Origin of the sequence: Arthrobacter sp. fls2-241-R2A-172 (genome assembly GCF_030208885.1) — a bacterium.
Classification (GTDB): domain Bacteria; phylum Actinomycetota; class Actinomycetes; order Actinomycetales; family Micrococcaceae; genus Arthrobacter.
Map to the genome: position 1 here is coordinate 407,193 of NZ_JARVTB010000004.1, position 21,258 is coordinate 428,450.

The window sequence follows — 21,258 nt, forward strand, 5'->3', positions numbered from 1 at the left end:
GCCGCCGGCTCAACAGAGTCGGCGGCGAACGTGTAGTCCATCCGAAAGGGAGACCCCGTGGCACAGGACGTGCTTACCGACCTTAATAAGGTCCGCAACATCGGCATCATGGCTCACATCGATGCCGGCAAGACCACCACTACCGAGCGCATCCTGTTCTACACGGGTGTGAACCACAAGATCGGCGAAACGCACGACGGCGCTTCGACGACTGACTGGATGGAACAGGAAAAGGAACGCGGCATCACCATCACGTCTGCCGCCGTGACCTGCTTCTGGAACCAGAACCAGATCAACATCATCGACACCCCGGGCCACGTGGACTTCACGGTTGAGGTTGAGCGCTCCCTGCGCGTCCTCGACGGTGCAGTCGCAGTGTTCGACGGCAAGGAAGGCGTGGAGCCGCAGTCCGAGACTGTTTGGCGCCAGGCTGACAAGTACAACGTTCCGCGTATCTGCTTCGTCAACAAGATGGACAAGCTGGGTGCTGACTTCTACTTCACCGTAGACACCATCATCTCCCGCCTTGGTGCCAAGCCGCTGGTCATGCAGCTGCCCATCGGTGCCGAGAACGACTTCATTGGTGTCGTCGACCTCCTCGAAATGCGTGCCCTGGTTTGGCCTGGCGACGCTAAGGGTGACGTCACCATGGGTGCTTCCTACGAAGTACAGGAAATCCCGGCGGACCTCCAGGCCAAGGCCGAGGAGTACCGTGCACAGCTCGTTGAGACTGTGGCCGAGTCTTCCGAAGAACTTATGGAGAAGTACCTCGAAGGTGAAGAACTCACCCTCGAAGAGATCAAAGCCGGCATCCGCAAGATGACCATCAACTCTGAGCTCTACCCGGTCTTCTGTGGTTCTGCCTTCAAGAACCGCGGCGTTCAGCCGATGCTGGATGCTGTTGTCGACTTCCTGCCGAACCCGCTCGACGTCCCGCCGATGATCGGTCACGATCCCCGCGACGAAGAGAAGGAACTGACCCGTAAGCCTTCTGCAGACGAGCCGTTCTCGGCCCTCGCCTTCAAGATTGCTGCGCACCCGTTCTTCGGCCAGCTGACCTTCGTCCGCGTGTACTCCGGTCACGTCGAAGCCGGCGCCCAGGTGGTCAACTCCACCAAGGGCAAGAAGGAACGTATCGGCAAGCTGTTCCAGATGCACGCCAACAAGGAAATGCCCGTTGAGGGCGCTACCGCCGGCCACATCTACGCAGCTATCGGTCTGAAGGACACCACCACGGGTGACACCCTGTGCGATGCCAACAACCAGATCGTCCTCGAGTCCATGAGCTTCCCGGAGCCCGTGATCTCGGTTGCCATCGAGCCCAACACCAAGGGTGACCAGGAGAAGCTCTCCACGGCCATCCAGAAGCTCTCCGCTGAGGACCCGACCTTCCAGGTCTCCCTCAACGAAGACACGGGCCAGACCATCATCGCCGGCATGGGCGAGCTCCACCTGGACATCCTGGTGGACCGCATGCGCCGCGAATTCAAGGTCGAGGCAAACGTGGGCAAGCCGCAGGTTGCTTACCGCGAAACCATCAAGCGCGCCGTCGAGCGCCTTGACTACACGCACAAGAAGCAGACCGGTGGTTCGGGTCAGTTCGCAAAGATCCAGATCGCGATCGAGCCCATGGACACCGCTTCAGGCGAGCTGTACGCGTTCGAGAACAAGGTCACTGGTGGCCGCGTTCCCCGCGAGTACATCCCGTCCGTTGACGCCGGTATCCAGGATGCACTGAACGACGGCGTCCTGGCCGGTTACCCGGTTGTCGGCATCAAGGCCACGCTGATTGACGGCGCGTCCCACGATGTTGACTCCTCGGAAATGGCGTTCAAGATCGCTGGACGTATGGCTTTCAAGGAAGCTGCACGCAAGGCGAACCCTGTTCTGCTCGAACCGCTGATGGATGTTGAGGTCCGCACACCTGAGGAATACATGGGTGATGTTATTGGTGACCTGAACGCCCGCCGTGGCCAGATGCAGTCCATGGAGGACGCAGCAGGTGTGAAGGTTATCCGTGCACACGTTCCGCTGTCCGGCATGTTCGGCTACATCGGTGACCTGCGGTCCAAGACCCAGGGTCGCGCTGTGTACTCCATGACGTTCAACAGCTACGCGGAGGTCCCGAAGGCAGTAGCCGACGAGATCATCCAGAAAACCCGCGGCGAGTAATCTCCCGGTAACGGATGCAATTCCGGTCCCGGGAAGGCATCTAAGCGTATGAGGTGGGGCTGCAGCGGAAGCTGCAGCCCGGCCCCTGCGCAAACAGGCTCTAGGAACTAAGATTGGTTCCTGAATCTGCAATTTCACCAAAACCAAGCCCCCAAGTAGACTTGCTAAAGTTTCTGCCGCGAAAAGCGCGGCCGAGGAGCACTTCACTTGAAATCGTTCTAGGAGGAACCTGTGGCAAAGGCAAAGTTCGAGCGGACTAAGCCGCACGTCAACATCGGCACCATTGGTCACGTTGACCACGGTAAGACGACGCTGACTGCCGCCATTTCCAAGGTGCTGTACGACCAGTACCCGGATCTCAACGAGCAGCGCGACTTCGCGTCGATCGACTCCGCTCCGGAAGAGCGCCAGCGCGGTATTACCATCAACATCTCCCACGTGGAGTACCAGACCGAGAAGCGCCACTACGCACACGTAGACGCCCCCGGTCACGCTGACTACATCAAGAACATGATCACCGGTGCTGCCCAGATGGACGGCGCAATCCTCGTGGTTGCCGCAACCGATGGTCCGATGGCTCAGACCCGTGAGCACGTTCTGCTCGCCCGCCAGGTTGGTGTTCCCTACCTGCTGGTCGCACTGAACAAGTCCGACATGGTTGATGACGAAGAACTCCTCGACCTCGTCGAAATGGAAGTTCGTGAGCTCCTGAGCTCGCAGGGCTTCGATGGCGATGAGGCTCCGGTTGTTCGCGTTTCCGGCCTCAAGGCTCTGGAAGGCGACCCGGTTTGGGTCAAGTCCGTCCAGGACCTGATGGCAGCTGTCGACGAGTCCGTTCCGGACCCCGTACGTGACCGCGACAAGCCGTTCCTGATGCCGATCGAAGACGTCTTCACGATCACCGGCCGTGGCACCGTTGTAACGGGCCGCGCCGAGCGTGGAACCCTCGCCATCAACTCCGAGGTCGAGATCGTCGGCATCCGCCCGGTCCAGAAGACCACGGTTACCGGTATCGAGATGTTCCACAAGCAGCTCGACGAAGCATGGGCCGGCGAGAACTGTGGCCTCCTGCTCCGCGGTCTCAAGCGCGACGATGTCGAGCGTGGCCAGGTTGTCGTCAAGCCGGGTTCCATCACCCCGCACACCGACTTCGAGGCTAACGTCTACATCCTCTCCAAGGACGAAGGCGGACGTCACAACCCGTTCTACTCCAACTACCGCCCGCAGTTCTACTTCCGCACCACGGACGTAACCGGCGTTATCACCCTGCCGGAAGGCACGGAAATGGTTATGCCTGGCGACAACACTGAGATGACCGTTGCGCTCATCCAGCCGATCGCTATGGAAGAGGGCCTCGGCTTCGCTATCCGCGAAGGCGGCCGCACCGTTGGTTCGGGACGTGTCACCAGCATCATCAAGTAGTTTCTGCTTGTAGATCAGTGACCTTCCGGCCCAGCCGGTAGTTACGCACAGGAAGAGCCCCACCGCTTCGGCGGTGGGGCTCTTCTTTGCTATAATTTCTCTAACGATTGGATAAACGCGGCGGGATCGAGGCCGACAGATCTAAGGACCTTCCATGAATGGACTGCTCGTTTTGGTGCTCCTGGCTATGACCGGGGCGATCGCTTATGCCCTGGGGCTTAGGAACGGAAGCAAAAGCCGGCCGCCTTATCCAAGCAGTAATGCCTCAGTCGGACCGGACCCGGCAGCCGGACCGGACGCCTACCGGGCGGGCTACCTGGCCGGGCACGTGGCCGGCTGGCGCGACGCCGAAGCCCGGCGGAATCCTGCGGCGGAGGCGAACAAGCAGGTACCGGACCCCCACATTGGGGCGCCGTTTCCAAGAGTCAACCCAGCGCCGACGATGCCTCTGCCACCGCAGACCTCCGTCACAGGTCCCTATTCCGTGGTTCCGCCCACGCCCCGGCAGCAGGCGCCCTACCAGCCTGCTCCTCGGCAGGCAGCGCCCCACCCGCCAGCGCCCCGGCAGCCCATGGTGGCCAGCGTCCAACAGCCCCCTGTGCCTCGGGAGACGCCGGAAGCTGCGGCAGCCCGCAAGGAGAAGCGGGACCAGCAAAACATCAACATCACGCTCTACGTTGCGAGTCTCCTGCTGGTAGCTGCCGGCGCCTTGTTCGTGGGTACGAGCTTGCCTGGAGTTTTCCGCTTCATGGGCATTTGGTTCATTACGGCGTTGTTCTACATCGCCGGACTCATCATCCATGCGAAGGTTCCCCGGCTTCGTCCGGCCGCTGTAGCTTTCGTCGGAACGGGGCTGGCACTTATCCCGGTGACGGGGCTGGCGATGTACAACTTCGCCCTTCACGATGGTCCTGCTGCCTGGTTGGTGACGTCTTTGTTGGGTATGGCGATCTACTCCTATACCGCCGTTCGGCTGGACAACAAGGTCCTGGCATTTCTTTCCCTCAGCTTTGTCGTCTCTACGGCCTGGTCAGGTGTTTCCGTCCTTGGGGGTGCCCTGGTGTGGTACTTCATCGCGATGATCGGGGTGGCCGTCCTGCTGACTTTGGGTGCGTTGTTGCGTCCGCGTTGGATACCGCCCCTCTATATCCGTCCGCTGATGATGCTGCATCCGTTCGTTGTGCCAGCGGTCGCCGTAGCTGTGACAGTGACACCGGCGCTTCTGTCCAGAGGCGAGTACGCATTGGTCATGGCCGTATGTGGCACCTACTTCACGGTGATGGCCTTTGTCCCCGGTGGACTTTTCCGGCTCCAAAACGCCTATGCTGCCCGGCTCGCCTTCACTTTGGCGCTGCTGGGAGTTGTGTGGGACCTGTCTGAGGACGTAAGTCTGGTGATGTTCGCTGCCGTTGTTTGCCTCGGCGTCCAGTCGCTGGGTATCGCGTTCGCGGGGGAGAGACTTGCCCCGCGGTTCTGGTGGAACGATGCCGTGTCGTGCTTGGGCTTGCAATTGGTGACGGCAGCAGCCCTGACGATGGTCCTGGGAATCGGTGAGTTCGATCTTGTCCCTTACCTGCCACTGTTCGCCGCGATGCTGACCGCCATGGTGGTGGGGTGGAAAGCAGGCGGCCGTGTGGAGTTTGCGCCGGGGGTCGTCGTGGCTGTGGCCCTGCCCTTCATGGGGGTGCTGGGCTCATGGGCCCTCTCAGGGCTCCTGATTTCTGCCGGGTTGTACTGGTTCCTCCGGGGTGCCATTCAACCCCGCGCATTCCGCGAGCACTTGGTTCTTGCGGGACGTATCGCCCTGACGCTGGGTGCGCCCGCAGTGGCGGCCGGAATCTTCGAAGAGAGTGACAACCGGGTTGCTGCCTCTGTGCTGGCGTTCGTCGGTGCCGCCGTCCTTCAGCAAGTAGCCAACGCCCTCCTGATGGGAGGGGGAGTCCGGCTCTTGGCGCCGTGGGCGTCGACCGCAGCCTTCGGCGGTTCCGGGATGGCGGGGCTACTGATCCTTCCGGTAGTCGATCACGTGGCAGGCAGGCCCGCCCTCGTCACGGCCGTCTACTTGGTCCTGCTGGCAGGCGTCGCCTCTGGATTTTTGCTCTTCCGTCGAAACGCTGAAGGTGACGGTTCGTGGCGACCGGCTTTGTGGGAGTTCCTTGCCCCGGGTGCGGTCCTCGTCGCCGGGCTGGTGGGCGCGGTGTCGGTGTCCCTCGCCCTTGGCAACGTGGTCCTCCTGGTCGGGATCGGGTATTTCTGCCTGACTGCTTTGAGGCTCGCCCCGTCCTTGCATCGTCAGTGCTACTGGTGGCTGGCCCGGGCGTCGGCTACCTTGCTGGCGGCATCAGCAACCTACGACGCCACTCGCGACAAGGGAGGCTTGCGGATAGCAGGGGAGATGCCGTCGGTTGCGGTTGTCGTCGTCGCCATGTGCGCACTTCAGCTTGCCCTCCCGCTCCTGCCGGGCATGCGCCGACGGTACCCGCAAGCTTCCATGGCTGATGCAGGGGTCGTCCTGACAGTCATGGCTGCCGCCACCTCGATCCTGACCATCGCAGGCAGCGTGGGACTCCTTCCAAAGCATGGGTGGCAGCCAGGGTTTACAGCGACGGCCACGGCCTTGGCCGCTGTGGCCTGCGGAATGGTGCTTCGCCGCAACTCCGCCGCGTGGATCTTCGCCCCGGTGTCCCTGGCACTGCTTTTGGCCCTTCGGATGGCGAATATCCGTGACGTCGAAATACTCTTGGGCATCTTCGCGGCCTACTGCGGATACATGGTGTCCGTTGTCCGTGAGCGCAGGGCCCGTGGGGGATACCTGTTGGGTATCCGTGTCCTTGCGACCGCGTTCGCGGGCGTTCTCGCGGCTGATATCACGGACTCTGCTACGACCGTGTCCTTGGTGATCGCCTCTACCCTGGTGCTCCAGCATGTGGCTGGGCTGACCGTGCGCAGCCGGGGTACCGATGTCGCCTTCCAGCAGGGAACGGTATGGGCCACCCTGGGTACTCAGATAGCCCTCCCGGTGGGTTACCTGCTGGTACGGAATTTCGACGGCGGTGGCCGGTGGGTAGTGCTCGTCGAGTTGGCGCTGGTCTTGGCCTGTGCCGCGATTGCCCGGCGTTACCTCAAAGTGCCTGGCTCAGAGTACTTCGTCATCGCTGCCGCGGGACTCGGCGTGGTCCTCGCTGGCCCTGCCGCCCGTTTTCCCGCCGCGACTTGGTTGCATCAGCCCCTCCTGGACAAGTACCAGGTGCCCATGGTGCTGCTTGCGTTGTCCACCCTGAGCACCGTGGTCCGGTGCATCTTCGTCGCCCGGGGGTCCGGCGCCCCTGCCTCTGAGCAGGGGAGGGGCCGATGGTTCTGGCTATCTGCGGCACTGGGTTTCGTCGTTGCCGGCGGCCTGTTCTCGATCGGCGTCTCGCTGTCCCTCACTGGACTGTCGATGCTGGTCCTGGCCTTGGCGCTCTTTGCAGCCTCACACATCGAGAGAGTCCCGGCCCTCTACGTTGCGGCGGCGCCGGCTGTTCTGGTGGGCTCGATAGTCACCGTCGACGGTTTGCTCGATGGACTCCCCGTGGGTGTCTGGGCCGCATTCATGCCTTGGCTTTTGGGCGGGGTTGGCTCGTCAGTCCTCTTGTACTCCGCGAAACTTTTCGGAGGCCGGGAGATTGCCGGCGTGCTCTGGCGCCGTAACGCGTTGACGGGGACCGCCGTCGTCGGATTGGTTTCCGCTGCAGCGGTGGGCCTGCTACGGGACGGGACGGCCTTGGCTGGAGCGGCACTGGTCATCGCGGCGGGTGTGCTGGTGGTTGTTGAAATTCCGTACAACAAATGGCTGGCCGCTGAGGTGGCGGGGGTGCTCTCGGTGGCTGCTTTCCAGCGCGCGCTGCTGTTTGTGGACAATTCCCGGCCCGACTGGTTCTGGGCGATCCAGTGGTACGCCATTGCCTTGGCGGTTCTGGCAGGACTGCGCTACTTCAAGGGGCAACGGAGCGATGGACTGCTCCGGCTCTGCGTGGCAGCAGGTGTGTTGTCGCTGACATCCTTGGGCACGATCTTCGGCGGCACTCCGGCCCAGCAACTCTATGTGCTGGTAGCGCACGTTGTCCTTCTTGCAGTTGGCCTGCTGCTGGCCGAACGGGTCATCGTGTGGTGGGGCGCAGCCGGCGTTGCGCTCAGTATCATGTGGGCGCTGCGTTCTTACGCCTTCGCCATGCTGGCCCTGGTTGCGCTGGGACTGATTGTGCTGGCGGTCTGGCGGCTGAACAAGCGACCCCAAGCTGGTGTGGCGGACAAAGGCTCGAACAACAACCCGGATGATGTCCCGTCGCAGGCCAAGGACGGAATCCGATAATGTTGCAGTCTACGGAGAGGAGCCACGCATGGAATTCCTGATATTCCTCGCAGTCGTTGCAGCAATTGGTGGCGGTGTGGTCTGGGGACGCAAGAACTTCCGCAACGAAATCGACCGGGCCAAGCGCATCCGGCGCGCCAACAAGAACAACCGGTAACGCCCTACTACTGCTATTTAACCGCCGCGGGCTATATCCCGTGGGCTCGGGCACGACCCAGGGCGCGGTACCAATAGAACGAGCTCTTGGGAGTCCGCTCCAAAGTGTCAAAATCCACGTGCACCAGTCCGAAGCGCTGGGAGTAGCCGGCCGCCCATTCAAAGTTGTCCAGCAACGTCCACACGTAGTAGCCGCGAAGGTCTACGCCCTCCGCAATGCCGCCTGGGCCTGTTGCAGTCAAGGCATGACCCAGGTGCTCGGCGAGGTAGGCGATGCGGTTGGTGTCCTCGAGGGGGCCGTCCACATGGGCAGGTTCGGGGAAGCTTGCTCCGCCTTCAGTGATGAACAGGGGAGGCAGCGCGTCGCCGTAGCGGTCCTTCATTTCACGCAGAAGCAAGGCAAGGTATTCCGGGGCCACCGGCCATCCGAAACCAGTGGTCTCATACTCCTGGTATGCGGCCAAATGGAAGGGCACCTTGGCCATCTCGGGAGACGTTCCCGTGGGGATTTCAGCTGGACCCGGGCCAGCGGCAACCTTGACGGGGTAGTAGTAGTTGAGCCCATAGAAATCCAAGGGTTGGCTGATGATCTCCATGTCTCCGTCCTCCACGGTGCCCAGCGAACGGAACCACGGCCTCATGGGCCACGGCGGTTTCGGGTAGCTGCCCAGCAGGAGGGCGTCAGCATAAATGCGGTTGAGGATGTGGTCCAAGGCTTCGCTCATCAAACGGTCGGGAAGGCTGTTCGAAGCCGGCTGCACAGGGGAGTGCATATTCGACACCCCGATCTGTCCTTTGACCCCTGCGCTTCGGAGTGCTTGTACCGCAAGGCCATGACCCAAGAGCTGATGGTGGGCCGCAGGCAGGGAATCGAACAAAAGCTGCATGCCCGGGGAGTGGACGCCCAACGCATACCCCTGCACTGTCACAGACACGGGTTCGTTGATCGTTACCCAACGATCAACCCGGTCGCCAAAGCGTTCTGCCACGGCCGCGCAGTAGACGGCGAAGCGTTCGGCCGTTTCCCGATTCATCCAGCCACCAGCGTGCTCAAGTTCAAGCGGGGTATCCCAGTGGTACAGCGTGGCCATGGGGGAGACCCCGGCGGCCAGCAGCTTATCGATCAGGCGGTCGTAAAAGTCCAGGCCCCTCGGGTTGACGGCGCCTTTACCACCGGGCTGGATGCGTGGCCATGACAGCGAGAACCGATAGGAATCCACCCCGAGCTCCTGCATCAGGCTGATATCCTCATCCGCGCGGTTGTAGTGGTCGCAGGCTATGGTGGGGGAGCCGCCTTCGACGATCGCTCCTGGCTTCTCCGCGAAGGCATCCCATCCTGACGGTCCTCGACCGTCCGCGGTCAGCGAGCCCTCGATCTGGAATGCGGCTGCCGCGACGCCGAGCACGAAACCCGGACGGAGGCGGGCTGCGAGATCTTCCACCGAACCTTGATCCTGGACCGTCATGTCCCAATCTTCCTCAGACGTGGGTGGCGGGGCAATGGCCTTTGCAGGGCCGATTGGCCTTTGCCCCAACTTTCCGCCATACTGGATGAGTTGTTCAAGCGCTTCTTCGTGTCCCGATCCGGATAATGCCGGGTGTCAGGGTCCAGGTCGAAGCCCAAACATAACCCTGAACCCCATGGAATGCGGTCGAGTCTGCGTGGAAATCGCGACACGCCCGACCGCGGGGGTCGGTGCGCCGGCAGGTTGAGGAACCCGGAATATCCGGATTCAGCTTGTGCGGCGTGTGGTGGTAAATCCTCAAACGCCTCGGCGGCCACATCAACAGGTAAGTAAACAGAGCAGCCCTAACTAGAGCAGCACTAGCTGAAAGAGAGTCAGGCGACATGGCGGGACAAAAAATCCGCATCCGGCTGAAGTCATATGACCACGAGGTCATTGATGTTTCAGCGCGGAAGATCGTTGAGACGGTCACGCGCGCAGGCGCAACGGTAGTCGGCCCGGTGCCGCTGCCCACGGAGAAGAACGTTTACTGCGTTATTCGCTCTCCTCACAAGTACAAGGACAGCCGTGAGCACTTTGAAATGCGTACTCACAAGCGTCTGATCGACATCATCGACCCCACGCCGAAGGCCGTTGACTCGCTTATGCGTCTCGACCTGCCTGCCGACGTGAACATCGAAATCAAGCTCTAGGGAGGTGCTGAGAGACTATGACCGCAACCCGTAACGTAAAGGGCCTGTTGGGCACGAAGCTCGGCATGACCCAGGTCTGGGACGAGAACAACAAGCTCATCCCGGTAACTGTCGTCCAGGCTGACTCCAACGTCATCACCCAGCTGCGCAACGCAGAGGTAGATGGCTACGTCGCCGTCCAGATCGGCTACGGCCAGATCGATCCCCGCAAGGTCACCAAGCCGCTGGCTGGCCACTTCGAAAAGGCTGGCGTCACCCCTCGTCGCCACGTCGTCGAACTGCGTACCGCAGACGCTGCATCCTACGAGCTGGGCCAGGAGCTCTCTGTTGAGATCTTCGAAGCCGGCCAGAAGATCGACGTCGTCGGCACCTCAAAGGGTAAGGGCTTCGCCGGTGTTATGAAGCGTCACGGCTTCCACGGCGTTGGCGCTTCCCACGGTGCCCACAAGAACCACCGTAAGCCTGGCTCCATCGGTGGCGCATCCACCCCGAGCCGCGTCTTCAAGGGCCTGAAAATGGCCGGCCGCATGGGCGCCGAGCGTCACACCACGCTGAACCTCACGGTTCACGCTGTTGACGCTGAGAAGTCGCTGCTCCTTATCAAGGGTGCCGTCCCCGGTGCCCGCGGCCAGGTCGTACTCGTACGCACCGCCGTGAAGGGAGCCTAGTTAAATGACTAGCACTGTCAAGGTAGACCTGCCTGCAGAGATCTTCGACGTTCAGACCAACGTGCCGCTGCTGCACCAGGTCGTCGTCGCACAGCTCGCTGCCGCACGCCAGGGTACCCACAAGACGAAGACCCGCGCCGAGGTTTCCGGTGCAGGTCGCAAGCCGTTCAAGCAGAAGGGTACCGGCCGCGCCCGTCAGGGTTCCATCCGTGCTCCTCACATGACCGGCGGTGGCGTTGTCCACGGTCCGACCCCTCGTGACTACAGCCAGCGCACCCCCAAGAAGATGAAGGCTGCTGCACTCCGCGGCGCCCTGTCTGACCGCGCCCGCAACGGCCGCATCCACGTCATCGCTGAACTGGTAGCCGGCACCAAGCCGTCCGCCAAGGAAGCACTGGCTTCGCTGCGCTCCGTCACCGAGCGCAAGAACCTGCTCGTCGTAATCGAGCGCGCCAACGATGTTGCTGCACTGTCCGTGCGCAACCTCCAGGATGTTCACGTTCTGTACGCAGACCAGCTGAACACCTACGACGTGCTCATCTCCGACGACGTGGTCTTCACCAAGGCTGCTTTCGAGGCGTTCGTCGCTGACAAGGCAAAGAACGAGGAGGCCTCCAAGTGAGCGTAACCACCATCAAGGACCCGCGCGACGTCGTGCTTGCACCCGTCGTATCGGAAAAGAGCTACGGTCTGATCGACGAAGGCAAGTACACCTTCCTGGTGGACCCTCGCTCGAACAAGACCGAGATCAAGCTGGCCGTCGAGAAGATCTTCTCGGTCAAGGTTGACTCGATCAACACCATCAACCGTGCCGGTAAGCGCAAGCGCACCAAATTCGGCTGGGGACAGCGCAAGAGCACCAAGCGTGCAATTGTCACCCTCAAAGAAGGCACAATCGACATCTTCGGCGGTCCGCTCGCGTAGCGGAGACCACTTTAACGAGGAAATAAATTATGGGAATCCGTAAATACAAGCCGACTACCCCGGGCCGTCGTGGCTCGAGCGTAGCCGACTTCGCTGAAATCACGCGATCGACTCCGGAAAAGTCGTTGCTGCGTCCGCTGCACAAGACTGGCGGCCGTAACAACTCCGGTAAGATCACCACCCGCCACAAGGGTGGTGGGCACAAGCGCCAGTACCGTCTGATCGACTTCCGTCGTCACGACAAGGACGGCATCAACGCCCGCGTTGCCGAAATCGAGTACGACCCGAACCGTACGGCTCGCATCGCACTCCTGCACTACGTTGATGGCACCAAGCGTTACATCATCGCTCCGAACAAGCTGTCCCAGGGTGACTTCGTCGAGGCTGGTCCCGACGCTGACATCAAGCCGGGCAACAACCTGCCGCTGCGCAACATCCCGGTTGGTACCGTAATCCACGCAGTTGAACTGCGTCCGGGTGGCGGCGCCAAGATGGCACGTTCCGCAGGTGCTTCGGTACAGCTCGTTGCAAAGGAAGGCCGTTTCGCCCAGCTGCGTCTGCCCTCCGGCGAAATCCGCAACGTTGACGTGCGCTGCCGCGCAACCGTCGGCGAGGTCGGCAACGCCGAGCAGTCGAACATCAACTGGGGTAAGGCCGGCCGTATGCGCTGGAAGGGCGTTCGCCCGACCGTCCGTGGTGTAGCCATGAACCCGGTTGACCACCCGCACGGTGGTGGTGAAGGTAAGACTTCCGGTGGACGTCACCCGGTCAACCCGAACGGCAAGCCCGAGGGCCGTACCCGCCGTCCGAACAAAGAGAGCGACAAGCTTATTGTTCGTCGCCGCCGTACTGGCAAGAACAAGCGATAGGAGCCTGGACACATGCCACGCAGCCTGAAAAAAGGTCCTTTCGTTGACCAGCACCTCTTTGTGAAGGTCGCACGGGAAAACGATAAGGGCACCAAGAACGTCATCAAGACCTGGTCCCGCCGTTCGATGATCATCCCCGACATGCTCGGGCACACGATCGCCGTACACGACGGACGCAAGCACATCCCGGTGTTTGTCACTGAGTCGATGGTCGGGCACAAGCTCGGCGAATTCGCTCCCACGCGGACATTCCGCGGCCATGTTAAGGACGACCGTAAGGGCAAGCGCCGCTAAGGCGCCTGACTTTACGTCTTAGACGAGAGAAGGAAAGCAATGGAAGCCAAGGCTATTGCGCGTCACATCCGCGTAACGCCTATGAAGGCCCGGCGCGTCGTCAACCTTGTTCGTGGTAAGCAAGCGAATGAGGCTCTGGCAATTCTGAAGTTTGCCCCCCAGGCAGCTTCGGAGCCGGTATTCAAGGTACTTCAGTCGGCAATGGCCAACGCACGCGTCCTCGCGGACCGTGACGGCGTTGCATTCGACGACAGCGACCTGTTCATCAGCGAAGCATTCGTTGATGAAGGCCCGACCATGAAGCGGTTCCAGCCGCGTGCCCAAGGCCGCGCCTACCGCATCAGGAAGCGGACCAGCCACATCACGTTGGTCGTGGCAACCCCCGAGAAAGAGGAGGCTCGCTAAGTGGGACAGAAAGTAAACCCGCACGGGTTCCGACTCGGCATCACCACCGACCACGTTTCGCACTGGTTCGCTGACAGCACCAAGCCCGGACAGCGCTACAAGGACTTCGTCCGCGAGGACATCAAGATCCGTCAGCTCATGTCCACCGGCATGGAGCGCGCCGGCATCGCCAAGGTCGAGATCGAGCGCACCCGTGACCGTGTCCGCGTGGATATCCACACGGCACGCCCGGGCATCGTCATCGGTCGCCGCGGCGCAGAAGCAGACCGCATCCGCGGCGAGCTCGAAAAGCTCACCGGCAAGCAGGTTCAGCTGAACATCCTCGAGGTCAAGAACCCCGAGATGGAAGCACAGCTTGTTGCCCAGGGCATCGCTGAGCAGCTGACTTCCCGCGTGGCTTTCCGCCGTGCGATGAAGAAGGCAATGCAGTCCGCGCAGCGCGCAGGTGCCAAGGGCATCCGTGTTGCTTGCTCGGGCCGTCTGGGTGGCGCAGAAATGTCCCGCTCGGAGTTCTACCGCGAAGGCCGTGTGCCCCTGCACACCCTCCGCGCGAACATCGACTACGGCTTCTACGAAGCCAAGACCACCTTCGGCCGTATCGGCGTAAAGGTTTGGATCTACAAGGGTGACGTCACTGCCAAGGAACTGGCTCAGCAGGCAGCTGCTGCTCCGTCCCGTGGCCGTGCAGGAGACCGTCCGGGCCGCCCGGGTGGCGACCGCCGTCGTCGTAACGACCGTCCGGCAGCTGAGGCAGCACCTGCTGCCGTTGAAGCACCGGCCGCTGAAGCTGCTGCACCCGCAGCAGAAGGAGGACAGGCTTAAATGCTTATCCCACGTCGAGTCAAGCACCGTAAGCAGCACCACCCGGGTCGTTCCGGAGCTGCTACGGGTGGCACCAAGGTCAGCTTCGGTGAGTACGGTATCCAGGCTCTCAGCCCGGCATACGTAACCAACCGTCAGATCGAGTCCGCCCGTATCGCGATGACCCGCCACATCAAGCGTGGCGGTAAGGTCTGGATCAACATCTACCCGGACCGTCCGCTGACGAAGAAGCCTGCTGAAACCCGCATGGGTTCCGGTAAGGGTTCTCCGGAATGGTGGGTCGCAAACGTCAAGCCGGGCCGGGTTCTGTTCGAACTCTCCGGTGTCAATGAAGAGGTAGCTCGCGAGGCCCTGCGCCTGGCAATCCACAAGCTGCCGTTGAAGGCACGCATTGTGCGTCGCGAAGGTGGTGAATAGAAATGGCAGTAGGGTCGAAGGATCTCGCACCCGCACAGCTGGACGGTTTCGACAACGAGCGTCTCGTTGAAGAACTCCGCAAGTCCAAGGAAGAGCTGTTCAACCTGCGTTTCCAGTCCGCCACCGGACAGCTGGAGAACCACGGTCGCCTGCGCGCGGTAAAGAAGGACATCGCACGCATCTACACCGTTCTCCGTGAGCGCGAGCTGGGCATTCGTGCCGAGGTTGCCGCACCGGTTGTGGAAGCCAAGGAAGAAAAGAAGTCCAAGAAGGCTGCCAAGGCTGAAAAGGCCGAGGTTGAAGCTGGAGAGGACGCCAAGTGAGCGAGAAGGAAACTGTGACGGAAGCAGCAGCCAGCGCTGAACAGCGCGGTTACCGTAAGACGCGTCGCGGCTACGTTGTCTCTGACAAGATGGAAAAGACCATCGTTGTTCAGGTTGAAGACCGCGTGAAGCACGCTCTGTACGGCAAGGTTATTCGCCGCACCTCGAAGGTCAAGGCTCACGACGAAGAGAACACCGCCGGCATCGGCGACCTCGTTCTCATCTCTGAGACCCGCCCGCTCTCCGCTACCAAGCGGTGGCGCCTGGTGGAGATCCTCGAAAAGGCAAAGTAAATCCGACGCCGGGCATCGCCTGGCAGGATTCAACGGAAGGCCCGTATTCCCTTGGGAATGCGGGCCTTCCCGCGTTTGCCCTCGGTTCGGATTCGATCCCTAAACGTGCTAGGATATTGAGTTTGTATGGCGCCACTTGTGCGTCGTCCACTACCTCGTAAACAATCGTGCCGCTGCATACTGCCCCGCGCAGAGTTTTCTGCAAGGGAAGCTGATGCTTGTGGCACGGGCGTTTAGGCCTGTTCTGGCAAAATCCAGGCAGGTCAAGAGACACCCCGATCAACCGTTCCGCAAGGCTCATTCCGTATGCATGATATCGGTCTGAGAACCGGCGCGACGCAAGGAGTAGAAATTGATTCAGCAGGAGTCGCGACTGAAGGTCGCCGACAACACGGGTGCTAAGGAAATCCTTACCATTCGCGTTCTCGGTGGATCTGGCCGTCGCTACGCAGGCATTGGCGACGTTATCGTCGCAACCGTCAAGGACGCTATCCCTGGCGGCAACGTAAAGAAGGGTGACGTCGTCAAGGCTGTCATCGTTCGTACCAAGAAGGAACGCCGCCGTGCGGATGGTTCCTACATCAAGTTTGACGAAAACGCAGCTGTGATCCTGAAGAACGACGGTGACCCCCGCGGTACCCGTATCTTCGGCCCGGTTGGTCGTGAACTTCGCGACAAGAAGTTCATGAAGATCGTTTCGCTGGCCCCGGAGGTGCTTTAGTCCATGGCTAAGATCAAGAAGGGTGACCTCGTTCAGGTCATCACCGGCGCCAAGCAGGAACGTGGCGGAGACCGCGGCAAGCAGGGCAAAGTCCTGCGCGTATTCCCGGACACCAACCGCGTGTTGGTAGAGGGCATCAACCGCGTCACCAAGCACACCAAGGTCGGTCAGTCGCAGCGCGGCACCAAGACCGGTGGCATCGAGGTCGTTGAGGCCCCGATCCACGTCTCCAACGTTGCTTTGGTTGACCCGTCGACCAAGAAGCCGACCCGTGTTGGTTTCCGTCTCGACACCGTTGAGAAGGATGGTCGTTCCAAGACTGTCCGTATCCGCGTGTCCAAGGCCACCGGGAAGGACATCTAATGAGCGAGACACTGTCTGAGACCTCCGCTGCAAACAAGATCGTTCCGCGTCTGAAGACCAAGTATGCAGAGACCATCAAGAAGTCCCTGCAGGACGAGTTCAACTACGCGAACGTGAACCAGGTTCCCCGCCTGGTGAAGGTTGTTGTGAACATGGGTGTTGGAGATGCCGCCAAGGACTCCAAGCTGATCGACGGCGCTGTCCGCGACCTCACCCTGATCACCGGCCAGAAGCCGCAGGTAACCAAGGCCCGTAAGTCGATCGCACAGTTCAAGCTGCGCGAAGGCATGCCCATCGGTGCACACGCTACCCTGCGTGGCGACCGTATGTGGGAATTCGTGGACCGTCTGGTTTCGCTGGCACTGCCGCGTATCCGTGACTTCCGCGGCCTCAACGGCAAGCAGTTCGATGGCAACGGCAACTACACCTTCGGTCTGACCGAGCAGGTTATGTTCCACGAAATCGACCAGGATTCCATCGACCGCGTTCGCGGTATGGACATCACGGTCGTCACCACCGCCAAGACCGACGACGAAGGCCGCGCGCTGCTCAAGGCGCTTGGGTTCCCGTTCAAAACCGAAAACTAACTACGTGACAGGTCCGTCCGCGTTTGTTCTTGAGACCAAGCGCAGCGGAAACCGGTACGAGGAAGGGCTATAGCCCAAATGACTATGACAGATCCTGTCGCAGACATGCTTACGCGTCTGCGCAATGCAAACTCGGCATACCACGACACCGTGTCCATGCCGTACAGCAAACTGAAGGCACGCGTTGCCGACATCCTGAAGGCCGAGGGCTACATCGCCGGCTGGAAGGAAGAGGAAGCTGAGGTTGGCAAGAAGCTGACCATCGACCTCAAGTTCGGTCCCAACCGCGAGCGTTCGATCGCTGGTGTCCGCCGCATCTCCAAGCCGGGTCTCCGCGTTTACGCGAAGTCCACCAACCTGCCGCACGTGCTGGGTGGCCTGGGTATCGCAATCCTGTCCACCTCTTCCGGCCTCCTGACTGACAAGCAGGCCGGTAAGAAGGGCGTGGGCGGCGAAGTCCTCGCGTACGTCTGGTAACGGGAAAGGAAGAGAATAATGTCACGTATTGGACGTCTCCCCATCACCGTTCCTGCCGGAGTTGAGGTCAAGCTCGATGGCTCCGTCATCAGCGTCAAGGGATCCAAAGGCGAGCTGAGCCACACTGTGGCCAGCCCGATCGAGGTCTCCCTCGAAGAGAACACTCTCACGGTCACCCGCCCGAACGACGAGCGCAACTCGCGTTCGCTGCACGGCCTGACCCGCACCCTGATCGCCAACATGATCCAGGGCGTTACCGAGGGCTATGAGAAGAAGCTTGAAATCGTTGGTACCGGTTACCGCGTTCAGGCCAAGGGTTCTGACCTGGAGTTCGCTCTGGGCTACAGCCACCCGGTTAACGTCTCTGCACCCGAAGGCATCACCTTCGTAGTGGAGGGTCCGACCAAGCTCTCTGTTGCGGGTATCAACAAGCAGCAGGTCGGCGAGGTTGCTGCCAACATTCGCAAGCTGCGCAAGCCCGACCCCTACAAGGGCAAGGGTGTCCGTTACGCCGGCGAAGTCATCCGCCGCAAGGTCGGAAAGGCTGGTAAGTAAACCATGGCCATCGCAATTAACAAGAAGCGTTCGAACAAGAGCAAGTCTGCTGCACGCAGCCGTCGCCAGCTTCGTATCCGCAAGCGCATTAGCGGCACGGCTGTACGTCCTCGTCTGGTCGTCAACCGCTCCGCACGTCACGTATTCGTCCAGGTTGTCGATGACAGCAAGGGTGTAACCGTGGCTTACGCTTCCACCCTGGAAGCTGACCTTCGCGCATTCGACGGAGACAAGACTGCAAAGGCCAAGCGCGTCGGCGAGCTCGTTGCCGAGCGTGCCAAGGCTGCAGGCGTCGAGGCTGTTGTCTTCGACCGTGGCGGTAACAAGTACCACGGCCGCATCGCCGCCGTCGCTGACGGTGCTCGCGAAGGTGGGCTGGCACTGTGACCGCTGAAAACAACGAAAAGGACATTCAGGTGACTGAAGCTGTAGCTGCTGAAGCAACTGAGACCGCACCCGCTGCCGATGACCGCCGTGGCGCTCGTCGCGGCGAGCGTGGCGACCGTGGCCAGGGCCGCGGCGACCGTGGTGGCCGTGGTGGCCGCGACGGCGGTCGTGAAGCCGAGAAGAGTCAGTTCGTAGAGCGCGTTGTCACCATCAACCGCGTTGCCAAGGTCGTCAAGGGTGGTCGTCGCTTCAGCTTCACCGCACTCGTCGTCGTCGGTGACGGCAACGGTATGGTCGGCGTCGGCTACGGCAAGGCCAAGGAAGTTCCCGCAGCAATCGCGAAGGGCGTTGAAGAGGCCAAGAAGTCCTTCTTCCGCGTTCCCCGCGTTGGCAGCACCATCCCGCACCGCGTGCAGGGTGAAGCTGCTGCAGGCGTCGTCCTGCTGCGTCCGGCTTCCGCCGGTACCGGTGTTATCGCCGGTGGTCCGGTCCGCGCGGTATTGGAGTGCGTGGGTATCCACGACATCCTCTCCAAGTCGCTCGGTTCTTCCAACGCGATCAACATCGTTCACGCGACCGTTGCCGCTCTGAAGCAGCTCGAAGAGCCCGCTTCCGTGGCTGCCCGCCGTGGCTTGCCGCTGGACGAGGTTGCTCCTGCTGCTCTGGTGCGCGCGCTCCAGAACCAGAAGGCAGGTGTTTAGTCATGGCTAAGAACGTGACTCCCTCCGACGCCAAGTTGGAGATCACCCAGATCAAGGGCGTCATCGGCGCCAAGCAGAACCAGATTGCGACCCTCCGGTCCCTCGGTCTCAAGCGCATCGGACACACCGTTGTCCGTACCGCTGACGCCGTGACCGTTGGCATGCTCAACACGGTTCCGCACCTCGTGAATGTAGAGGAGGCGAAGTAATGGCAGAGAACAAGACCGCCGCAGAGGCTGCTGAGAAGCAGAACGCTCTGAAGGTCCACCACCTGCGTCCCGCCCCGGGTGCCAAGACCGCCAAGACCCGTGTTGGTCGTGGTGAAGGCTCCAAGGGTAAGACCGCTGGTCGCGGTACCAAGGGTACGAAGGCCCGCTACCAGGTAAAGGCTGGCTTTGCCGGCGGCCAGCTGCCGCTGCACATGCGCCTGCCGAAGCTGCGCGGCTTCAAGAACCCGTTCCGGGTTGAGTTCCAGGTTGTAAACCTGGAGAAGCTCAACGAGCTGTTCCCGGAAGGTGGCGCTGTCACCGTTGAGTCCCTGGTTGAGAAGGGTGCCGTTCGCAAGAACCAGCCCGTAAAGGTGCTGGGCACCGGCGACATCACCGTCAAGGTTGACGTCACCGCCCACGCATTCTCCGCCAGTGCGACGGAAAAGATTGCTGCAGCAGGCGGAAGCACCACTGCTCTCTAAGGGCCAGTGGGGCGAAAGCCCGTTGTAAAAAAATCCCGGTGTGCGGGGCCTCGGCCCCGTATACCGGGATTTTTTTGCGTGATTGTGGACTCTCGATTATTAAGACGGCGTCACCAGCGGTTAGACTCGGTTGTTGGGTTTCATTGAGCCCCATCACATCCTTGTACTTTCTACTCAGGAGGACGCTTGCTAAGCGCATTCGGCCGGGCGTTTCGGACGCCTGATTTGCGACGCAAGTTGTTGTTCACGCTGGGAATCATCACAATCTTCCGCTTGGGAGCTTTCATCCCCTCGCCTGGTGTGAACTACCAGAATGTCCAGCAATGCTTGAACAACGGTGACACCTCGCAGGGCATCTACCAGCTGGTGAACTTGTTCAGCGGCGGCGCGTTGCTGCAGGTATCGATCTTTGCCCTGGGCATCATGCCCTACATCACGGCGAGCATCATCGTGCAGTTGCTTCGGGTGGTTATTCCCCGGTTCCAGCAGCTCTACGAGGAAGGTTCCTCCGGGCAGTCAAAACTGACGCAATACACCCGGTACCTCACCATCGCTCTCGGCCTGTTGAACGCCACCACTTTGGTGTCGCTGGCCCGATCCGGACAGTTGCTGCCGGGCTGTAACCTGCCCATCATTCCTGATGAGAGCATCATTACCACCCTCCTGCTGATCATCACGCTGACTGCAGGCACCGGCCTCATCATGTGGATGGGCGAGCTCGTCACCGAGCGCGGCGTCGGCAACGGCATGTCCCTCCTGATCTTCACCTCCATCGCTGCCGGCTTCCCCCGTTCACTGGGTTCCATCTGGGAGACCAAGGGCCCCGGAACGTTCTTCATCGTTCTTGCCATTGGACTGCTGACTGTGGCTCTGGTGGTCTTCGTGGAGCAGTCCCAGCGCCGTGTCCCGGTCCAGTACGCCAAGCGTATGATCGGTCGACGCACCGTGGGTGGGACCAGCACCTATATCCCCATCAAGGTGAACATGGCCGGCGTCGTGCCTGTCATCTTTGCTTCCTCCATGCTGTACCTGCCGGGCCTGATCTCGCAGTTCAACCAGCCCAAGCCGGGGGAGCAGATTGCTCCATGGGTCGAGTGGATCAACAACAACCTCACCCGTGGCGACCACCCCATCTACATGGCGCTCTACTTCGCCATGATCGTGTTCTTCACGTACTTCTATGTAGCCATCACCTTCAACCCTGAAGAAGTGTCGGACAACATGAAGAAGTACGGCGGGTTCATTCCGGGCATCCGGGCGGGTAAACCGACCGCGGACTACCTGCAGTACGTGCTTTCCAGGATCACGCTTCCCGGAGCCTTCTACCTTGGCTTCGTGGCGTTGATTCCGCTGGTCGCACTCGTCCTGATCAATGCCAACCAGAACTTCCCGTTCGGTGGCACATCAATCCTGATCATGGTGGGTGTTGGCCTGGAGACCGTCAAGCAGATTGATGCGCAGCTACAACAACGTCACTACGAAGGGCTTTTGCGATGACGAGA

26 protein-coding genes are annotated in these 21,258 nt (G+C 61.0%); 25 read left to right on the top strand and 1 reads right to left on the bottom strand.

Features of this window, described 5'->3' with window-relative positions:
• Positions 1-57: 57 nt before the first annotated feature.
• From fusA to QRM57_RS10050, 4 genes are all read left to right on the top strand, one after another.
• Positions 58-2,172 (top strand): elongation factor G, encoded by a 2,115-nt coding sequence (gene fusA, locus QRM57_RS10035; protein WP_235517127.1) that lies wholly within the window; start codon positions 58-60, stop codon positions 2,170-2,172.
• Positions 2,173-2,403: 231 nt separating this feature from the next.
• Complete coding sequence (tuf, locus tag QRM57_RS10040) at positions 2,404-3,594, top strand: elongation factor Tu (RefSeq protein WP_167263535.1); 1,191 nt, start codon at positions 2,404-2,406, stop codon at positions 3,592-3,594.
• Between the two features lie 154 nt (positions 3,595-3,748).
• Entirely contained in the window at positions 3,749-7,945 is a 4,197-nt protein-coding gene (locus QRM57_RS10045) for a hypothetical protein (RefSeq protein WP_284986482.1), read from the top strand.
• Between the two features lie 28 nt (positions 7,946-7,973).
• Positions 7,974-8,102 (top strand): hypothetical protein, encoded by a 129-nt coding sequence (locus QRM57_RS10050; RefSeq protein ID WP_255773628.1) that lies wholly within the window; start codon positions 7,974-7,976, stop codon positions 8,100-8,102.
• Between the two features lie 31 nt (positions 8,103-8,133).
• On the opposite strand, the gene QRM57_RS10055 is transcribed toward QRM57_RS10050, so the two are convergent.
• Entirely contained in the window at positions 8,134-9,567 is a 1,434-nt protein-coding gene (locus QRM57_RS10055) for a GH1 family beta-glucosidase (protein WP_284986483.1), read from the bottom strand.
• Positions 9,568-9,950: 383 nt separating this feature from the next.
• On the opposite strand from QRM57_RS10055, the gene rpsJ reads away from it, so the two are divergent.
• The 21 genes from rpsJ (at position 9,951) to secY (ending at position 21,253) form a co-directional block, all read left to right on the top strand.
• Positions 9,951-10,259: a 30S ribosomal protein S10 gene (rpsJ, locus tag QRM57_RS10060; RefSeq protein WP_003803825.1), complete on the top strand. Its 309-nt coding sequence runs from the start codon at positions 9,951-9,953 to the stop codon at positions 10,257-10,259.
• A gap of 17 nt (positions 10,260-10,276) precedes the next feature.
• Complete coding sequence (rplC, locus tag QRM57_RS10065) at positions 10,277-10,927, top strand: 50S ribosomal protein L3 (protein ID WP_211712127.1); 651 nt, start codon at positions 10,277-10,279, stop codon at positions 10,925-10,927.
• 4 nt (positions 10,928-10,931) lie between these two features.
• A complete protein-coding gene (rplD, locus tag QRM57_RS10070; RefSeq protein ID WP_235517124.1) occupies positions 10,932-11,549 on the top strand; it encodes a 50S ribosomal protein L4 in 618 nt (205 codons plus the stop codon).
• Positions 11,546-11,851 carry a 50S ribosomal protein L23 gene (rplW, locus tag QRM57_RS10075; RefSeq protein ID WP_011775593.1) on the top strand — a complete coding sequence of 102 codons (306 nt, stop codon included), beginning with the start codon at positions 11,546-11,548 and terminating at the stop codon, positions 11,849-11,851. The genes rplD and rplW overlap by 4 nt, the downstream gene beginning before the upstream one ends.
• Positions 11,852-11,880: 29 nt before the next feature.
• A complete protein-coding gene (gene rplB / locus QRM57_RS10080; RefSeq protein ID WP_011775592.1) occupies positions 11,881-12,720 on the top strand; it encodes a 50S ribosomal protein L2 in 840 nt (279 codons plus the stop codon).
• 12 nt (positions 12,721-12,732) lie between these two features.
• Positions 12,733-13,014, top strand: a complete 282-nt coding sequence (rpsS, locus tag QRM57_RS10085) for a 30S ribosomal protein S19 (protein WP_011775591.1) — start codon at positions 12,733-12,735, stop codon at positions 13,012-13,014.
• Between the two features lie 39 nt (positions 13,015-13,053).
• Positions 13,054-13,419, top strand: coding sequence for a 50S ribosomal protein L22 (rplV, locus tag QRM57_RS10090; RefSeq protein WP_018776683.1), 366 nt, complete (start codon positions 13,054-13,056; stop codon positions 13,417-13,419).
• A complete protein-coding gene (gene rpsC, locus QRM57_RS10095) occupies positions 13,420-14,241 on the top strand; it encodes a 30S ribosomal protein S3 (protein WP_011775589.1) in 822 nt (273 codons plus the stop codon). It begins immediately after the preceding gene.
• Positions 14,242-14,658, top strand: coding sequence for a 50S ribosomal protein L16 (gene rplP, locus QRM57_RS10100; protein WP_003803795.1), 417 nt, complete (start codon positions 14,242-14,244; stop codon positions 14,656-14,658). It begins immediately after the preceding gene.
• Positions 14,659-14,660: 2 nt separating this feature from the next.
• A complete protein-coding gene (rpmC, locus tag QRM57_RS10105) occupies positions 14,661-14,981 on the top strand; it encodes a 50S ribosomal protein L29 (RefSeq protein ID WP_014922387.1) in 321 nt (106 codons plus the stop codon).
• Positions 14,978-15,274: a 30S ribosomal protein S17 gene (gene rpsQ / locus QRM57_RS10110; RefSeq protein ID WP_142938371.1), complete on the top strand. Its 297-nt coding sequence runs from the start codon at positions 14,978-14,980 to the stop codon at positions 15,272-15,274. Before rpmC ends, rpsQ begins: the two co-directional genes overlap by 4 nt.
• A gap of 352 nt (positions 15,275-15,626) precedes the next feature.
• Positions 15,627-15,995, top strand: coding sequence for a 50S ribosomal protein L14 (gene rplN, locus QRM57_RS10115; RefSeq protein WP_003803789.1), 369 nt, complete (start codon positions 15,627-15,629; stop codon positions 15,993-15,995).
• Between the two features lie 3 nt (positions 15,996-15,998).
• Positions 15,999-16,358 carry a 50S ribosomal protein L24 gene (gene rplX / locus QRM57_RS10120; RefSeq protein ID WP_141281625.1) on the top strand — a complete coding sequence of 120 codons (360 nt, stop codon included), beginning with the start codon at positions 15,999-16,001 and terminating at the stop codon, positions 16,356-16,358.
• Positions 16,358-16,945 carry a 50S ribosomal protein L5 gene (gene rplE, locus QRM57_RS10125; RefSeq protein WP_257370555.1) on the top strand — a complete coding sequence of 196 codons (588 nt, stop codon included), beginning with the start codon at positions 16,358-16,360 and terminating at the stop codon, positions 16,943-16,945. Before rplX ends, rplE begins: the two co-directional genes overlap by 1 nt.
• Before the next feature lie 78 nt (positions 16,946-17,023).
• The gene (gene rpsH / locus QRM57_RS10130) at positions 17,024-17,422 is read left to right on the top strand and encodes a 30S ribosomal protein S8 (RefSeq protein ID WP_142938374.1); all 399 of its coding nucleotides are present in this window, start codon (positions 17,024-17,026) and stop codon (positions 17,420-17,422) included.
• 18 nt (positions 17,423-17,440) lie between these two features.
• A complete protein-coding gene (gene rplF, locus QRM57_RS10135) occupies positions 17,441-17,977 on the top strand; it encodes a 50S ribosomal protein L6 (protein ID WP_018776680.1) in 537 nt (178 codons plus the stop codon).
• A gap of 3 nt (positions 17,978-17,980) precedes the next feature.
• Positions 17,981-18,364, top strand: coding sequence for a 50S ribosomal protein L18 (rplR, locus tag QRM57_RS10140; RefSeq protein WP_167263521.1), 384 nt, complete (start codon positions 17,981-17,983; stop codon positions 18,362-18,364).
• Between the two features lie 29 nt (positions 18,365-18,393).
• The gene (gene rpsE / locus QRM57_RS10145; protein WP_204814929.1) at positions 18,394-19,065 is read left to right on the top strand and encodes a 30S ribosomal protein S5; all 672 of its coding nucleotides are present in this window, start codon (positions 18,394-18,396) and stop codon (positions 19,063-19,065) included.
• Between the two features lie 2 nt (positions 19,066-19,067).
• On the top strand, positions 19,068-19,274 hold the full coding sequence (gene rpmD, locus QRM57_RS10150; RefSeq protein WP_257370554.1) for a 50S ribosomal protein L30: 207 nt from the start codon (positions 19,068-19,070) through the stop codon (positions 19,272-19,274).
• Complete coding sequence (rplO, locus tag QRM57_RS10155) at positions 19,274-19,756, top strand: 50S ribosomal protein L15 (protein WP_211712130.1); 483 nt, start codon at positions 19,274-19,276, stop codon at positions 19,754-19,756. Before rpmD ends, rplO begins: the two co-directional genes overlap by 1 nt.
• Positions 19,757-19,942: 186 nt before the next feature.
• Positions 19,943-21,253 (top strand): preprotein translocase subunit SecY, encoded by a 1,311-nt coding sequence (gene secY, locus QRM57_RS10160; protein ID WP_257370553.1) that lies wholly within the window; start codon positions 19,943-19,945, stop codon positions 21,251-21,253.
• The last annotated feature ends 5 nt before the right edge of the window (positions 21,254-21,258 follow it).

Coding starts and splice junctions, on each gene's coding strand:
- QRM57_RS10045 (WP_284986482.1), top strand. CDS start 3,749: ATGAATGGACTGCTCGTTTTGGTGCTCCTGGCTATGACCGGGGCGATC.
- QRM57_RS10050 (WP_255773628.1), top strand. CDS start 7,974: ATGGAATTCCTGATATTCCTCGCAGTCGTTGCAGCAATTGGTGGCGGT.
- QRM57_RS10055 (WP_284986483.1), bottom strand. CDS start 9,567: ATGACGGTCCAGGATCAAGGTTCGGTGGAAGATCTCGCAGCCCGCCTC.
- rpsJ (WP_003803825.1), top strand. CDS start 9,951: ATGGCGGGACAAAAAATCCGCATCCGGCTGAAGTCATATGACCACGAG.
- rplC (WP_211712127.1), top strand. CDS start 10,277: ATGACCGCAACCCGTAACGTAAAGGGCCTGTTGGGCACGAAGCTCGGC.
- rplD (WP_235517124.1), top strand. CDS start 10,932: ATGACTAGCACTGTCAAGGTAGACCTGCCTGCAGAGATCTTCGACGTT.
- rplB (WP_011775592.1), top strand. CDS start 11,881: ATGGGAATCCGTAAATACAAGCCGACTACCCCGGGCCGTCGTGGCTCG.
- rpsS (WP_011775591.1), top strand. CDS start 12,733: ATGCCACGCAGCCTGAAAAAAGGTCCTTTCGTTGACCAGCACCTCTTT.
- rplV (WP_018776683.1), top strand. CDS start 13,054: ATGGAAGCCAAGGCTATTGCGCGTCACATCCGCGTAACGCCTATGAAG.
- rplP (WP_003803795.1), top strand. CDS start 14,242: ATGCTTATCCCACGTCGAGTCAAGCACCGTAAGCAGCACCACCCGGGT.
- rpmC (WP_014922387.1), top strand. CDS start 14,661: ATGGCAGTAGGGTCGAAGGATCTCGCACCCGCACAGCTGGACGGTTTC.
- rplX (WP_141281625.1), top strand. CDS start 15,999: ATGGCTAAGATCAAGAAGGGTGACCTCGTTCAGGTCATCACCGGCGCC.
- rplE (WP_257370555.1), top strand. CDS start 16,358: ATGAGCGAGACACTGTCTGAGACCTCCGCTGCAAACAAGATCGTTCCG.
- rpsH (WP_142938374.1), top strand. CDS start 17,024: ATGACTATGACAGATCCTGTCGCAGACATGCTTACGCGTCTGCGCAAT.
- rplF (WP_018776680.1), top strand. CDS start 17,441: ATGTCACGTATTGGACGTCTCCCCATCACCGTTCCTGCCGGAGTTGAG.
- rplR (WP_167263521.1), top strand. CDS start 17,981: ATGGCCATCGCAATTAACAAGAAGCGTTCGAACAAGAGCAAGTCTGCT.
- rpmD (WP_257370554.1), top strand. CDS start 19,068: ATGGCTAAGAACGTGACTCCCTCCGACGCCAAGTTGGAGATCACCCAG.
- rplO (WP_211712130.1), top strand. CDS start 19,274: ATGGCAGAGAACAAGACCGCCGCAGAGGCTGCTGAGAAGCAGAACGCT.